Origin of the sequence: Oceanobacillus profundus, assembly GCF_003515705.1 — a bacterium.
GTDB classification, from domain to species: domain Bacteria; phylum Bacillota; class Bacilli; order Bacillales; family Amphibacillaceae; genus Oceanobacillus; species Oceanobacillus profundus.
Genome location: NZ_QWEH01000013.1, coordinates 67,289 through 83,018, shown reverse-complemented (window position 1 = coordinate 83,018; position 15,730 = coordinate 67,289). Strand labels below are relative to the sequence as shown.

The following is a 15,730-nucleotide window of genomic DNA, read 5'->3' as shown; positions in this document are numbered from 1 at the left end:
AATAGAAATGCGTTCTTTTTTCGTGTTATTGCCTGTCATTTCGATTAAACTAAAGGTAGATCATTACCTGAGGGGATTGAAACAGCACATGTCAAAGCAAATAATTCAACAGGAAGAAAAAACGGCTAAAGTAAAAAATCGCAAAAAGCGAAAAAGATTAGCGCTCATTATTGGGGCTTTATGTATCCTGTTATTCTCAACAAAAGCATTTATGGATACCAACATATTTAAAGTGAATCGCGTCCATTTTCAGACGAATAAAATACCAGCTGGTTCTGGCTTCACCATTGTTCAACTTAGTGATGTACATAATAAAGTTTTTGGTGATAACAATGAAAAGTTGTTAGATACCGTAGAAGGAATAGATGCTGATATTATCGTATTGACGGGTGATCTTGTAGACAGACGGACAACTAGTTTCGATTATGTCTTTTCATTGGTTGAGAGACTGACAGCACTGAATCAGCATGTCTACTTTGTCTCCGGTAACCATGAATGGGACAATCCGAATCGAAAATCTCTCTTGGAGGGCCTTGAAAAAAGGAATGTAAAGCTATTAAACAATCAACATACTGAGCTTGCAATAGGCAATACAACACTTAATCTAGCAGGGGTTGATGATGCATCAACTAATCATGAAAATCTTGATAGTGCGTTTGAAAATTTGGATCAAGAAAACTATACGGTTTTACTATCCCATACACCCAGTATGTTGGATAAGCATAATGATATTCCAGCAGATTTAATTTTAAGCGGACATACCCATGGAGGACAAGTGAGAATCCCGTTTATCGGCGCTTTAGTTGCCCCAGACCAAGGGTTTTTCCCTAAGCTTGAGAAGGGGATATATGAATTTGGTACGAACCAGTTTCTTTATATTGATAGTGGTCTTGGCACAAGTGTTGCACCCATCCGTTTCCTTAATCAAAGTCAGCTTAGTGTAATTAAGATTACTGGAGAATAATCAAACAGTGCCTTTCTAGTATCTTTTGGATATAGTGGAAAGGCACTGTAAGGTTTAAAATAATTCTTCTTTTAATTGTTTTGTATTTAACACCGTATTTCCACTGCTATCTGTTGATATGAGTTGTTTTTTCTTTAGTTGGGTGAGAGTTCTGCTAACGGTTTCTCTGCTTGAACCAATCATGTTTGCTAAATCCTTATTGGTAAAATGCGTCGTTAGTGTAAGCCTTCCTGCCGCAGTTTCTAATCCGTGTTTTTTCCCAAGTCGAAGTAATAATAGAATAATTTGTTCATAGGTGTTACGCAGTATTTTTTCCTCAAGACGGTTTTGCAAATCAACAATTTTATCTCCTAGAACCCGGAAAATTTTAATGCTTACCTCAGGGTTGTTAATTAAAAAGTCTTCAAATAATGGAATCGGAATGAAAGTAAGCACCGCTTCTTCCATTACTTCGGCATGTGCTGGGTAATTATCGTTGCGGAAAAACCCTTGATGCGGAAACATATCTCCACCATTCAAAACATTGATGATTTGTTCTTTGCCGTGGATATCCGTTCGATATATTTTCATTTTTCCTTGATGGATAAAGTATACATTGGTCAGTGGTTCATCTTGCATAAAGACATGAGTACCCTGTCTATATGTTCGATTTTGAGCAATATTTAAAATCGGAGCAATTTCATAATCCGTTAAACTTTTGAAAAGTGGAAAACGCTGTAATAGATTTTTCACTGAATCTGGGTACATTAGGATACCTCCTCCAATTACCTTCTATAAAGCATATCATACCATTCTTTTTCAATATGCATGTGAAAAATGTCACTGCATATCCGTTGATTGTGATTAAAATCACAGAAAACAAGTGCTGTACCTCACAGTCTAGTAAATACAGTGAGCGTATACTTAAAATGTAATAAAAATTAAGGAGGCGTCATCATGAAAAAAGGATTATTAGCTATCCTATTTATCGGATTACTATTTTCGCTCGTTGCTTGCGGAGGGGATGAAAATGGTTCAGCAAGTGAAGAAGCTGACAATACGAAAACGACAGCAGAGCAGTCTAACGAAACCAGTGCTTCTGATGAATCGGTGGAAGTAACAAATGAAGTCAATATCGTTGCAACGGACTTTGAGTTTAACCAGGATAAATTTGTCGTTCAATCTGGAGAGGAAGTAACGATTACATTAACAAATGAAGAAGGACACCATGGAATTGCAATTAATGAACTTGGGGTTAAAATTGAGGGGGATGGGGAAGCAGTTATCATTCCGGAGGATCCAGGTGAATATGAAATATACTGTAATATTTTCTGTGGGGAAGGTCACGCAGAGATGGTTGCAACATTAGTTGTTCTATAAGAGGAAGTTCGATTATAAGGTTATCGGGGGTCATTAAATGAACGAAAAGCAATATGCTGCAACCTTACATGCACCAGATATTAGACCAAAGATCCGTCATGTAAGGATTCTAGAAACATTTGATCGTTTAAAGTCTGGAGAAATGATGCACCTTTCGAATACGCATGATCCTAAACTGTTATACTATCAATTTTTAATTGAACGAGAAGGTACTTTTCATTGGGAATATGTTGAAGAAGGCCCGGAGGTTTGGAGAGTAGAGATAGAAAAGAGATAATAATTAAAGTAGCCCCTGTCTTTGATGGTCAGGGGTTTCTTATTTATGAAGATAAGTGATAAACCTCACATAAATAGTTATCGAATTAGTCTACACTGAAGCTAAACTACCTGAAAGGGACGAAAGCGATGTTTAATCGAGATTATAATGAAAACCCGTTTATTGTTATATGGGAACTAACCCGTGCTTGTCAGCTGCATTGTCTGCATTGTCGTGCAGAAGCTCAGTATCATAGACACCCATTAGAATTAACGTTTGATGAAGGAAAGAAATTAATCGATGACATATATGATATGGACAATCCCATGCTTGTTTTTACAGGGGGGGATCCGCTAGAACGTCCAGATGTGTTTAATATTGCTGAATACGCAATCCAAAAAGGTGTCCGTGTGTCTATGACACCATCAGCCACACCAAATGTAACCAAAGAGGCGATGCAAAAGGCTAAAGATATTGGACTTGCCAGATGGGCATTTAGTATTGATGGACATTGTAAGGAAGTGCATGACCATTTTCGAGGAACAGAAGGCTCCTTTGACTTAACGATGAATGCGATTAAGTATTTACATGAATTGGATATGCCGCTGCAAATTAATACCGTAATATCCCGATATAATTATGAATACTTAGATGAAATGGCAGAGATGGTTGAAAACCTGAACTGTGTATTATGGAGTGTGTTTTTCCTTGTGCCGACAGGACGAGGGAAAGAATCAGACATGATTACACCTGCTGAACATGAAAAGGTATTCCGATGGTTGTACAAATTATCCAAACGAGTTCCATTTGATATTAAGACAACCGCTGGCCAGCATTATCGACGTGTCGTTATTCAGCAAAAAATGCGAGAACATACAGGTGTGAGTGACAAAGACCAAATTTTCTATGAAGATGCGATGAACCAAGGAAAAACAGGACAGATTGATGGACTTGGACGTGCACCAAAGGGTGTTAATGATGGAAATGGCTTTGTGTTCATTTCCCATACAGGAGATGTGTATCCAAGCGGATTACTGCCAATTCGTGCTGGAAATATCAGACGCACGCCACTTGCAGAAATCTACAGAGAATCAGAGGTCTTTCAAAATTTGCGTAATCCGGATAACTACAAAGGAAAATGCGGGGTATGTGAATTTCGCCATGTTTGCGGAGGATCAAGATCACGCGCATACAATGTAACGGGAGATTATATGGAAAGTGAACCGTATTGTGTTTATATTCCAAGAGCAATGCGTAAAAAAAGAAAAGTATAAAGAACAAAAGTGCAAACGTCCGTTATCGTGAGAAAAATTCGCTAGTCTTTGGGCGATGGATCTGGCCATGGTGTTAAAGTAACGAAGTTGTCCGCAGCATTAGTGCGCTAGCCAATAAAAATCCTGAGTAATATCAACTCAGGATTTTTTCAGCTAGAAAACTATAAAATTTTGAATGATGTATATAACTTAGTTACCTAAGTAGCCACGTCCAGCTCCAGCGCCCAACGACTAGCGAGACTTCCCTCACCTCCGTACGATAAGTCAACATCGACTCCCTACGGTCGCCGTGTTTCCTTTATCTCCTTCGGTTCAGTCCAGTCCGTACGTCGCTAACCGGGCGCTTCCGCTTTTGTTAATGTGTTATATCATTAAATACACCAACATAGTACTTAATCTCGCCAACATTATTCTTCACTGGACTAATGGTAAGTAACTCCGGATACATCTCTCCATTTTTTCGTTTGTTCCATATTTCACCTTCCCAAAAGCCATTTTCATTAATCGAATTCCACATTCCATCATAAAAGCCTGCGTCCTGTTTACCGGATTTTAGAATTGCAGGTGTCTTTCCGAGTACTTCCTCTTTTGTATAACCAGTGATTCGCTCAAAGGCTGGATTAACATTTTGAATGATGCGTTTTTTATTCGTTACCATAATTCCTTCCGCAGCACTTTCGATAATTTTACCTTCAACACTCACTCGTTCCTGATAATACATAAAAATAACAATAACAAAACTTACGAAGGCAAATTCTGACATTAACATGAAAGCAATCGCATGATGACCAGTAATATTTGCAACAGCAGTCAAAAGCAGTGGCGGGAAGAAACCGCCTAGGCCTCCCATAGCGGATACAATACCATTTACAATGCCAGCTTGTTTGGAAAAATACAACGGTACTAATTTAAAGACAGTACCATTTCCAATACCAACCGTAACTCCTACAGCCAGTGCACCAACGGTATACCAAATAATATCAGGTGAGAAGGATAATAGGATGCCCGAAAAGGCAACACCGATAAAAACAAACATTAAAATAATAAATGGATTAAACTTATCTGCAAGCAATCCTCCAACTGGACGAAGCAGGGTGGCAATAATAATAAATACTGCTGTTCGAATCCCAGCATCCACTGGGTCTAATCCAAAATTATCAACCAGAAAACTTGGTAAAAACATAGTGAAGGCTACAAAGGCCCCGAATGTAATGAAATAAAATAAGCTTAGGAACCACAATGTCGTATTTTTATAAACACCTCGAATTTGTTCAACCATGGATTTTCTTACTTTTGCTTCTTTACGATCACCAAAAATAAAAACCAATGCTGAAAATACGACCAAAATAACTAGGAATATCCGTATCGTTCCCTGCCAGCCAATGGAACCAGCTATAATTGGAGCTCCAAACGTTGTAATGGCGGTACCAATATTACCAACACCGTACACCCCATTAATAAAGCCGTGTTTTTCCTTTGGGTAATATTTCGGCAGTGATGTAACTCCGATGGAAAAGGTTGCTCCACCAATACCTAGTATGAGTCCTCCAATTACAAGATCGGTAAAGGAACTCGCTGCACTTAGGTAAAAAACAGGAAATAAAAGAATGAGAAAGCTAATTAAGAAAATAATTCTTGCGCCAAATCGATCAGCATAAAAACCAATTGGTATGCGCATGAGGGAGCCCAAAATAACTGGAATAGCCGTTATAATTGACGCTTGCCCAGAAGTCAGCGGAATATCTGCTGTGATATATGGCATTAGCGACGAAATGAGTACCCACACCATAAACCCAACGACTAAACTGGATGTTTGTAATGAAAGCTGTAAACCCGGTTTCTTCAAAATAAATCATACCTTTCTCTGGATAATCTTTAATTTACTTCTGTAATTGGTTATAAGTTTAACGAGGCTTGCCGGAATTAGTAGTGAAAAACATCACATAATCTGTGACCGATTTTTGAATAAATTCACACACAACCATTTAAATATTATTTATGTCTAAAATTTGACATCTCATAAAGGTGTGATGTATTTCACAACATGTATGGGGTGGGATGTTTAACATTGGAGTTAGAACAAAGCAATTTACATGGAGGGACAATGATGAAGAAGAAACCATCTCCACTTTGGCAACGATTGAACTATTTAAAACCAAAAGAAACATATTCCAATAATCATAGTCAATTACAAGAAGGTAACCGTGACTGGGAAAATGTATATCGGAGAAGATGGCAGCATGATAAGGTTATTCGATCAACACATGGGGTTAACTGTACCGGATCATGCAGCTGGAATATTTATGTGAAAGACGGGATTGTCACATGGGAAGGCCAACAATTGGACTATCCAACAACAGGTCCAGATATGCCGGAATTTGAACCCCGCGGCTGTCCAAGGGGAGCGAGCTTCTCTTGGTATATTTACAGTCCATTACGTGTGAAATATCCATATGTACGGAAAAGATTATTGACATTATGGAGAGAAGCATTAGCAACTTATGATAATCCTTTGGAAGCTTGGAAGAGCATTGTCGAGGACAAAGAAAAAGCGAATTCCTATAAACAAGCAAGAGGGAAGGGCGGACTAGCCCGAGCAGACTGGGAAGAGGTAACAAAGCTTGTAGCTGCATCTTCCTTATATACGATCGTGAAATATGGACCAGATCGAAATGTTGGTTTTTCTCCAATTCCTGCGATGTCCATGATCAGCCATGCAGCTGGAAGTCGCTTTATGCAATTAATGGGCGGTCCAATGCTTAGCTTCTATGATTGGTATGCCGACTTGCCACCAGCCTCTCCGCAAATTTGGGGAGATCAAACAGATGTACCAGAGAGCTCAGACTGGTTTAACTCAAGCTATATTATCACATGGGGTTCGAATGTGCCGATGACACGTACACCAGACGCTCACTTTTTAGTGGAAGCTCGTTATAAAGGAACGAAAGTTGTATCCGTTAGTCCGGACTATGCTGAATCAACGACCTTCTCTGATGACTGGTTATCAGTAAGGCAGGGAACTGATGGTGCAGTTGCAATGGCAATGGGGCATGTAATCTTAAATGAATTTTATGATAAAAATATGACACCATACTTTGAGGATTATGCAAAGCAATATACCGATTTTCCATTCTCTGTTCGTTTAAAAGAAGATAATGGAATGTTTGTGGCAGACAGATTCCTAAATGAAGCTGATCTTGGCACTGCTTCAGAGAATAATGAATGGAAGCCTGCTATGTATAATCAAGCAACAGGTAAATTCTCTATTCCGCATGGAACGATGGGTTCTCGTTGGGATGATAAAGGAAACTGGAACTTAAAGCTTATTGATGAAAACACAAATGAAAAAATTGAACCTGTATTGAGTTTTCTAGGAATAGAAGACGAGGTGGTACATGTCAATATGCCATATTTTGATGCGGAAACTAGAAAAGTTTTGCCACGTGCGGTTCCAGTGAAAAAAGTAGAGTTAAATGGAAAAACCGAATACATTGCGACCGTCTATGACTTGATGCTTGCCAACTATGGTATTGACCGTGGTCTTGGTGGAGAAGTGGCAAGCTCTTATGATGAGATTGCACCATTCTCACCAGCATGGCAAGAAGAGATAACGGGTGTTGACCGCAACCTCGTCATTAAAATTGCACGTGAATTTGCACAAAATGCGGTGGATACAAAAGGTCGTTCCATGATTATCGTTGGTGCCGGAATTAACCATTGGTTTAACTCAGATACGATTTACCGTGCAGTTGTCAACCTTGTTCTAATGGTAGGCGCACAAGGTGTAAATGGCGGAGGCTGGGCCCACTATGTTGGACAAGAAAAATTACGGCCTGCAGAAGGCTGGAATACGATTGCAACTGCTAAAGATTGGGGCGGCCCAGCTAAACTGCAAAACGGTACATCCTTTTTCTACTTTGCAACCGACCAATGGCGCTTTGAGGAAACACCAGTTAGTGACCTTACCGCTGCAAATGAAAAGGCAAGATACGAACATCACGGGGACTACAATGTGTTAGCTGCTCGCCTTGGCTGGCTGCCATCTTATCCAACATTCAATAAAAACGGAATCGATCTCTATAAGGAAGCAGTAGCAAGTGGCTATGAAACAACGGAAGATATTGGGAAATATGTGGCTAAGCAATTAAAAGAAAAAGAGCTGCAATTTGCAATTGAAGATCCAGATAACCCGGTCAATTTCCCAAGAAACTTATTTGTGTGGCGTGCCAACTTAATCTCCAGTTCAGGAAAAGGGCATGAGTACTTCCTTAAACATCTACTGGGAACATCCCATGGTCTTTTAAACGATGATGAAGAGAGCATTCGTCCTGAGGAAATTAAATGGCGGGAAGAAGCACCGGAAGGGAAACTTGATTTATTAATTAACCTTGACTTCCGGATGGCTGGAACGGCACTTTACTCAGATGTCATCCTACCTGCATCAACTTGGTATGAAAAACACGACTTATCCAGTACGGATATGCATCCATTTGTACATCCATTTAATCCAGCAATAGCATCACCATGGGAAGCGAAATCGGACTGGGATATCTTTAAAGCTTTAGCCAAGGGTGTTTCTGATTTAGCTGAGGAAATTGATATGGAGACAATCAAGGAAATCGTAGCAACACCATTGCTGCACGATACAAAAGCAGAAATGGCCCAGCCATTAGGTCGAATTAAAGACTGGTCCAAAGGTGAATGTGAACCTATTCCGGGTAAAACAATGCCACAAATTCATGTGGTGGAACGTGATTACAAACAAATTTATAACAAGATGACAGCACTTGGACCAAATGTTGCAACACAGCCTTATGGTGGAAAAGGTATCAACTGGAATATGGAAAAAGAGTACGAACAAGTGAAACATACACTTGGAACGGTGGATAATGGAACGATTGCCGATGGCTGTCCAGATATTACACATGCTAAAGATGCATGTGAAGCAATCTTAATGCTTTCCTCTACAACGAATGGAAAAGTAGCTGTAAAAGCATGGGAAGCATTAGAAGAAGTAACAGAACTTGAGTTAAAAGATTTAGCAGAGGAAAGAGAAGAAGAGTTATTTACATTTGAAAAAATAACGGCACAACCAATGACGGTTATTACGTCACCAGCTTTTAGCGGCTCCGAAAAAGGCGGCAGAAGGTATTCCCCTTTTACAACAAATATTGAACGATTGATTCCATTTCGAACCATTACAGGAAGGCAATCCTACTTCCTGGATCATGAAATGATGAAGGAATTTGGGGAATCATTTGCCGTATTCAAGCCAATTTTGAACCATAAGCCATTCCGTTCAAAAAGACCAGAAGTGGAAGGAAAAGAAATTACGCTGAATTATCTTACCCCGCATAATAAATGGTCGATTCATAGCATGTACTTTGATGCACAGCCAATGTTAACTCTATTCCGAGGTGGTCCAACGGTTTGGCTAAATAAAGATGATGCAGCGGAAATTGATGTAGAGGATAATGATTGGATTGAATGCTTCAACCGTAATGGAGTCGTAGTAGCAAGAGCGGTTGTTTCCCATCGTATCCCAAGAACAATGGCATTTATGCATCATGCTCAAGATCGTCATATTCATACACCTGGAACAAGCCTTACGAAAAATCGTGGTGGTACGCATAATAGTCCAACGAGAATCCATGTAAAACCAACCCATATGATTGGTGGATATGCCCAATTAAGCTATGGATTTAATTACTATGGGCCAACAGGAAACCAACGTGACTTGAATGTTGTGATTCGGAAAATGAAGGAGGTAGATTGGCTTGAAAATTAAAGCACAGGTCGGGATGGTAATGAACCTCGATAAGTGTATTGGCTGTCATACATGTAGTGTGACATGCAAGAACACATGGACAAACCGCCCAGGTGCCGAATACATGTATTTTAATAATGTAGAAACAAAGCCTGGAATTGGCTACCCAAAGCAGTGGGAAGATCAAGAAAAATATAAAGGTGGCTGGGAGCTTCACAACCATGAGTTAAGGTTAAAATCAGGCTCAAAAACGAATCGGCTACTAAACTTGTTTTACAACCCAAACCAGCCAGAAATGGACGATTATTTTGAACCGTGGAACTATGATTATGAAACATTAACAAATAGTAAGGAACGCAAGCATCAGCCTGTTGCTAGAGCCAAATCTGCGGTGACAGGAGAATTCATGGATTTGGAATGGGGACCAAACTGGGAGGATGACTTAGCGGGTGGCCATATTACAGGACTGCGTGATCCAAACGTCGTGCAGATGGAAGAATCCATTAAAACGGAATTCGAAGATGTATTCATGATGTATCTGCCACGTATTTGTGAGCATTGCATTAACGCACCATGTGTATCCTCCTGTCCATCTGGAGCAATGTATAAACGGGATGAAGATGGAATCGTACTAGTGGACCAAAATGCATGTCGTGCATGGAGACATTGTGTGACTTCTTGTCCGTATAAAAAAGTGTATTTTAACTGGAAAACAAACAAAGCTGAAAAATGTACGATGTGTTTCCCGAGAATCGAAAATGGCCAGCCAACGATTTGTGCAGAAACATGTGTTGGACGGATTCGTTATATCGGAATCATGTTATATGATGCAGACCGTGTGCTGGAAGCAGCATCTGTAGAGGATGAAAAGGAATTATATCATGCACAGCTTGGTATTTTCCTTGATCCAAATGACCCGGAAGTTATCAAGCAAGCGAAAAAAGATGGAATTCCAATGGACTGGATTGAAGCAGCTCAAAAATCTCCACTTTATAAAATGATAATAGACTGGAAGATTGCTCTGCCATTACATCCGGAATACAGAACAATGCCAATGGTATGGTACATTCCGCCACTAAGCCCGGTTATGAACATGATTGAAGGAAAAGGAAGTACTGCAGATACAGAAGACATTTTCCCTGCAATTGATAACATGCGGATTCCAATTGAATACCTTGCAAATCTATTAACTGCTGGAGATACCGGGCATATTCGTACGGTTCTAAAGAAAATGGCAGTCATGCGTAACTTTATGCGAGCTGAACAAACTGGAAAAGAATTTGATTCTGATGTCCTTTCCGATCTCGGTTTAACTGAAAAAGCAATCAAAGAAATGTATCGCCTCTTAGCGATTGCTAAATATGAAGACAGATTTGTGATTCCGCATAGCCACAAAGAAGAAGTTGCTGATTTGTATGAAGAACAAGGAGCTTGCGGCTTAGACTTTGCCGGAGGCCCAGGAAGCTGCGGCGTGCTGCAATAATAAGATATACGGTCACTCATGAAGATGATGAGTGCGCGAACAGAGGGAAGTCAAAGAGAAGCGGTCACTGATAGAGGCGATGAGTGCCCGAACAGAGGAAAATCAAAGAGAAGCGGTCACTGATAGAGGCGATGAACACCCCAATGGAGGATTGGTAAAGCCGTTTTACCAATCCTGATTTCTAACAATGAAGGAGGTCGTGGTTTATGAATCAACATATCTATCAGCTAATATCCTTTCTCCTTAACTATCCAACGGAAGAAATGATAGACATCTTACCAGAAATAGAAAGGGAAATAGAAGAACAGTCAAACAGTCAAATCACAGGAAATATCAAGCAGTTTATTCAACAATCAAAAGAGATGTCCTTAGACGATTGGATTACACACTATATTGAGCATTTTGATTTTGGAAGATTAACGAATCTCTATGTAACCTATTTGAAACTAGGTGAGCAACGTGAACGAGGTTTGGAATTACTTAAACTTAAAAAGTATTATGAGGCGCATGGGTTTGAAGTAACTGACAAAGAATTACCAGACTATCTTCCTGTTATTCTAGAATTCTGTGCGAATGTTTCCGTAGAGGCAAGTAATGAGCTGCTCTCCATGCATCAACAGGCTATTGGCGAAATTCATGGGAAATTACAAGAGAACAATAGTTATTACAGTTTATTATTTGATGCACTCTTTCTTTACATGGAAGAAAACGGAGTAACAGCTGTGGCTCTAGAAGAAGCCTAGGAGGGAGCTAAAATGGATTTATTACTGTGGGGGATCTTCCCTTATATCGTGTTAACTGTATTTATTGGCGGTCTTATTTATCGTTATCAAAAGGACCAATTCGGCTGGACGACAAAATCGAGTGAATTTCTTGAAAAAAAACAGTTAAGAATTGGTTCGCTTTTATTCCATGTGGGGATCATATTTGTATTCGGTGGTCATGTATTAGGTTTGATTATACCTGTTGAGTTTTATAATTCTCTGGGAATAAGCGAGCACACATACCATATTGTGGCCATTGCTTTTGGACTGCCAGCAGGTATTGCTGCATTTATTGGGATTATCTTGTTAACCTATCGTCGAATTAGTGTCAAACGGATTCTGGCTACAACGTCTGCGAGTGACTGGGTTTCCTTAATTTTTATCATCCTTGCGATTGGTTCAGGATTACTTGCAACTTCTTTTAATGTGGATGCACAAGGTTTTGATTACCGGACAACTATCGCACCATGGCTGCGGGGATTATTTATTTTTAATGTCCAGCCAGAGTTAATGGCAAGCGTTCCAATCTGGTTTAAAATCCATATTTATTGCACATTCTCTTTATATGCCGTTTGGCCATTTACAAGATTGGTCCATGCGTTTAGTTTCCCGATTAGATACCTAAGCAGGAGCTATGTGATTTACAAACGCAGGGCTGCAAGGTAAACCAACAGAAGAGAGTAGCTTTTAAACACTGGCTCTCTTCATTTATATGAGGAGAGTCATAATGAGTAAATGGTTTTATTTCAATATCATCCTATTAATACTTTCAGTTTGGCAAGTTGTAAATCACTTTTCTTTTCCAGCTTTAAGCACCCCTATTTTATTTGGGCTTATTGGCTTTTTATTATTTTTGTTTAATTGGACAAGGAACGCTGTATTTTCTACTATTCGCAACACTCCTGATCGAAAAATGAAAATTAAATTCGTGAACATATCGAAAAGAGTAATGCCCTTCCATCGCTGGACAGGAACTTTAGCATTGGTTTTTATTGTATTGCATGCTATTTCGATTCTTCATTTGTATGGGTTTTCCTTTCACAACAGCAAGATGGTAGCAGGCCTGCTTGCCCTCCTTAATTTAATCCTCATGGTGATAACAGGGTGGTGGAGATTGATAAAACCAACAGGAAAATTGAGAAGAACACATTTGCGATTGGGAATAGCATTGTTTTTCCTGATTGCAATCCATTTACTTTTATAGTTCGTGCCCAACAGAAAGGATGTGGAAGATTTGATAACGAATCTGGATTTGATTAGACAACAAACAGATGGAATACTTTCGCTTTGTATGAAAGTGAGGGAACAAATAATAAAAGATTCAACGAGTGGAATAAAAGAGAAAATTAAGGAAATGGAAGGACTTTTGGCTTCTAGAGGCGAATATAGCACCAAAGAGCGTTTTTTTATGTTAAGTACCGTGGCAAAGTATTACAGAAAAGCAAGTAACTATGATAAAGGCGGTAATTATAGTCGGCAAGCTATTCGTTTAACGAAGGATCTCGGTGACAATTATATTGAAATGGTGATTGACACGTACCTTGATTATGCTGCATTAGAGAGTGATTACGGACAGCTATCCAATGCAAGGATAGAGTTAGCTAAATTATTGGCATTGTTAGATTCTAAGAATTATCAGGATACCTATGCATATGGAGTTATTTTTAGCCATTTAGGAAAAGTTGCTCTTGCTGAAGAAAATATGGAAAGTGGCTTAACTCAGCTTGAGAAAGCATTAAGCTATTTTCAGAAGGCAGTTCCATTTACACATCCCATTATTGCTCAAACTATTGATACATTGTCCGATGCATATATCAAGGTGGAAAATTACACGAAAGCACTGGAATATTATCGGCAATTGTTAAAAGCATACCAAGAGGAAAAAGATAAAGAAACAACAGCACGAACATTACTAAAAATTGGTGAAATCCAATTTTATATTGATTTAAAGGACGCTCGAAAAACGCTTACACAGGCAATCAAGCATATGGATGATTTGTATCAGGGGAATCATTTAGATATTGCTAAAGCTGTTCTGATGCTTGCGGAAATAGATGAAAACATGAGTAACTTCCCTCGTGCTATCAATTATTATAAACAAGCGCTGGCACAGCTAACGACTTTTTATGATGACACTCATTTTATGATTGTTTATGTCTACTCTAAAATAGGCACGATTTCGATGAAGATATTTAAATTAAACGAGGCGAAGAAATATTTAGAGAAGGGATTGGAATTAGCCACTCAATTTCCAAAGATCCGGCAGCAATATCTGTATGCACTTGGGAAGATTTATTCCGATGAAAAAAACTATGACAAAGCATTCATGATGTTCAAGGAGTTTCTGGCACGACTGGAACAAGAGGGGCGGAAAAAATCCATTGCTTATGGGAATACATTACAGGCTATTGCTTTTAATTATGTGCAGCAGGAAAAAATAGAAGATGCTTTTTCTTATTATAAGGAAGCACTAGCAATCTATGAAACGCTGCCTAGCTGCAAGGAAGAAAAAGGGCTAACCCTGATTCGCTTAGCATATTGTTATGAAAATAAAAATGAGGAAGATGTAAAAAAAGCAGAAATCTGTTATGAGAAAGGGTTTAAAATCATTGAAAAAGTCCAGCAGCCGGAGTTAGTTGAAGAAGCATTGGCAGGTATCATAGAATTCTTTACAAGGAATCATAATCCGCAAAAGCGAAGGATTTATGAAGATAAATTTGTGAAGCTGCAAACGAAGAAAGCAACGGTTTAAAGCTGTAAGTTCTTCAAAGAAAGTGATATTTGTTACAGACCCGAACTATAAATAGTAGATATAATGTTCTTAGAAGGAGAGATGATCCGAATGACAGTACTAACAGATAAATTTGGTCGGCCAATGAAGGATCTTCGTATCTCTGTCATCGATCGTTGTAATTTTAGGTGTACGTATTGTATGCCAAAAGAAATCTTTGGCAGAGACTTTGCGTTCATGCCTAGAGAGCAACTATTAAGCTTTGAAGAAATAGAACGTATTGCAAAGCTATTTGTAGCATTAGGCATAAAAAAAATCCGATTAACTGGTGGGGAACCTTTACTGAGGAGAGACTTGCCTGTATTAATTGAAAAGCTGGCGCGCATCGAAGGGTTAGAGGATATTGGGCTGACAACAAATGGGTCCTTGCTTTCTCACATGGCACAAAAACTGAAAGATGCAGGTCTAAAACGTGTCAATGTAAGTTTAGATGCACTGGATGAGACGTTATTTAAATCGATTAACGATAGTGGCGTGGGTCCAGACCGTGTATTGAAAGGCATCCAAAAAGCGAAAGAAGCAGGCTTGGAAGTAAAAGTAAACATGGTCGTAAAAAAAGGAATGAATGATGGAGAAATTGTTCCAATGGCAGCCTATTTTAAGGAACAAGGAATTCAGTTAAGATATATTGAATTTATGGATGTTGGACAGTCAAATGGCTGGAACTTCAGCAAAGTGATAACGAAAAAGGAAATTTTCAAGGAGCTTTCGAAACATTTCGAAATGGAAGCTGTTGATCCTGCATACGTAGGAGAGGTAGCAAAACGTTATCGCTATAGTGGCACAAACACGGAAGTTGGGTTTATCACATCGGTATCCGAATCATTCTGTTCCAGTTGCACAAGGGCAAGGATTGCTGCAGATGGAAAAATGTACACCTGTCTGTTTGCTGGGAATGGTTTTGATTTCCGTGAACTGCTACGTTCTGAGAAAACAGATGAAGAAATAAAAGAAGAAATTAGGAACATATGGAGTAGCCGGACCGATCGATATTCAGATGAGCGGACAGCAGAATCAGCTAAACATAAGAAGAAAATTGAGATGTCTTATATAGGTGGGTAGGAGAAAAAAT

At 39.2% G+C, this 15,730-nt stretch carries 13 protein-coding genes; 11 read left to right on the top strand and 2 right to left on the bottom strand.

Annotation, left to right across the window (positions count from 1 at the left end):
- Nucleotides 1-88 precede the first annotated feature (88 nt).
- Complete coding sequence (locus D1B32_RS16795; protein WP_118889954.1) at nucleotides 89-964, top strand: metallophosphoesterase; 876 nt, start codon at nucleotides 89-91, stop codon at nucleotides 962-964.
- Nucleotides 965-1,018: 54 nt separating this feature from the next.
- Here the strand turns inward: D1B32_RS16795 and D1B32_RS16790 are convergent, their stop codons facing one another.
- On the bottom strand, nucleotides 1,019-1,711 hold the full coding sequence (locus tag D1B32_RS16790; RefSeq protein ID WP_118889953.1) for a Crp/Fnr family transcriptional regulator: 693 nt from the start codon (nucleotides 1,709-1,711) through the stop codon (nucleotides 1,019-1,021).
- 189 nt (nucleotides 1,712-1,900) lie between these two features.
- Here D1B32_RS16790 and D1B32_RS16785 point away from each other — a divergent pair, with 189 nt between their 5' ends.
- The 3 genes from D1B32_RS16785 (at nucleotide 1,901) to D1B32_RS16775 (ending at nucleotide 3,853) form a co-directional block, all read left to right on the top strand.
- Nucleotides 1,901-2,323, top strand: coding sequence for a cupredoxin domain-containing protein (locus D1B32_RS16785; protein ID WP_095314310.1), 423 nt, complete (start codon nucleotides 1,901-1,903; stop codon nucleotides 2,321-2,323).
- 37 nt (nucleotides 2,324-2,360) lie between these two features.
- Complete coding sequence (locus tag D1B32_RS16780) at nucleotides 2,361-2,600, top strand: DUF2249 domain-containing protein (protein ID WP_118889952.1); 240 nt, start codon at nucleotides 2,361-2,363, stop codon at nucleotides 2,598-2,600.
- A 128-nt stretch (nucleotides 2,601-2,728) separates the two neighbouring features.
- Nucleotides 2,729-3,853, top strand: coding sequence for a TIGR04053 family radical SAM/SPASM domain-containing protein (locus D1B32_RS16775; RefSeq protein WP_118889951.1), 1,125 nt, complete (start codon nucleotides 2,729-2,731; stop codon nucleotides 3,851-3,853).
- Between the two features lie 355 nt (nucleotides 3,854-4,208).
- Here D1B32_RS16775 and D1B32_RS16770 read toward each other — a convergent pair whose 3' ends face one another.
- Nucleotides 4,209-5,702 carry a nitrate/nitrite transporter gene (locus D1B32_RS16770; protein WP_118889950.1) on the bottom strand — a complete coding sequence of 498 codons (1,494 nt, stop codon included), beginning with the start codon at nucleotides 5,700-5,702 and terminating at the stop codon, nucleotides 4,209-4,211.
- Between the two features lie 255 nt (nucleotides 5,703-5,957).
- On the opposite strand from D1B32_RS16770, the gene D1B32_RS16765 reads away from it, so the two are divergent.
- The 7 genes from D1B32_RS16765 to moaA all read left to right on the top strand — a co-directional run bounded on the left by D1B32_RS16765 (nucleotide 5,958) and on the right by moaA (nucleotide 15,720).
- Nucleotides 5,958-9,641, top strand: a complete 3,684-nt coding sequence (locus D1B32_RS16765; protein WP_147379910.1) for a nitrate reductase subunit alpha — start codon at nucleotides 5,958-5,960, stop codon at nucleotides 9,639-9,641.
- Complete coding sequence (gene narH / locus D1B32_RS16760; RefSeq protein ID WP_095314302.1) at nucleotides 9,631-11,103, top strand: nitrate reductase subunit beta; 1,473 nt, start codon at nucleotides 9,631-9,633, stop codon at nucleotides 11,101-11,103. The genes D1B32_RS16765 and narH overlap by 11 nt, the downstream gene beginning before the upstream one ends.
- A gap of 206 nt (nucleotides 11,104-11,309) precedes the next feature.
- Nucleotides 11,310-11,846 carry a nitrate reductase molybdenum cofactor assembly chaperone gene (gene narJ / locus D1B32_RS16755; RefSeq protein WP_095314300.1) on the top strand — a complete coding sequence of 179 codons (537 nt, stop codon included), beginning with the start codon at nucleotides 11,310-11,312 and terminating at the stop codon, nucleotides 11,844-11,846.
- A 12-nt stretch (nucleotides 11,847-11,858) separates the two neighbouring features.
- Nucleotides 11,859-12,533 carry a respiratory nitrate reductase subunit gamma gene (gene narI / locus D1B32_RS16750; protein WP_118889948.1) on the top strand — a complete coding sequence of 225 codons (675 nt, stop codon included), beginning with the start codon at nucleotides 11,859-11,861 and terminating at the stop codon, nucleotides 12,531-12,533.
- Nucleotides 12,534-12,594: 61 nt separating this feature from the next.
- Nucleotides 12,595-13,071 (top strand): hypothetical protein, encoded by a 477-nt coding sequence (locus tag D1B32_RS16745; RefSeq protein ID WP_095314296.1) that lies wholly within the window; start codon nucleotides 12,595-12,597, stop codon nucleotides 13,069-13,071.
- A gap of 30 nt (nucleotides 13,072-13,101) precedes the next feature.
- Nucleotides 13,102-14,619 (top strand): tetratricopeptide repeat protein, encoded by a 1,518-nt coding sequence (locus D1B32_RS16740; RefSeq protein WP_095314294.1) that lies wholly within the window; start codon nucleotides 13,102-13,104, stop codon nucleotides 14,617-14,619.
- Nucleotides 14,620-14,709: 90 nt separating this feature from the next.
- A complete protein-coding gene (moaA, locus tag D1B32_RS16735; protein ID WP_095314292.1) occupies nucleotides 14,710-15,720 on the top strand; it encodes a GTP 3',8-cyclase MoaA in 1,011 nt (336 codons plus the stop codon).
- The last annotated feature ends 10 nt before the right edge of the window (nucleotides 15,721-15,730 follow it).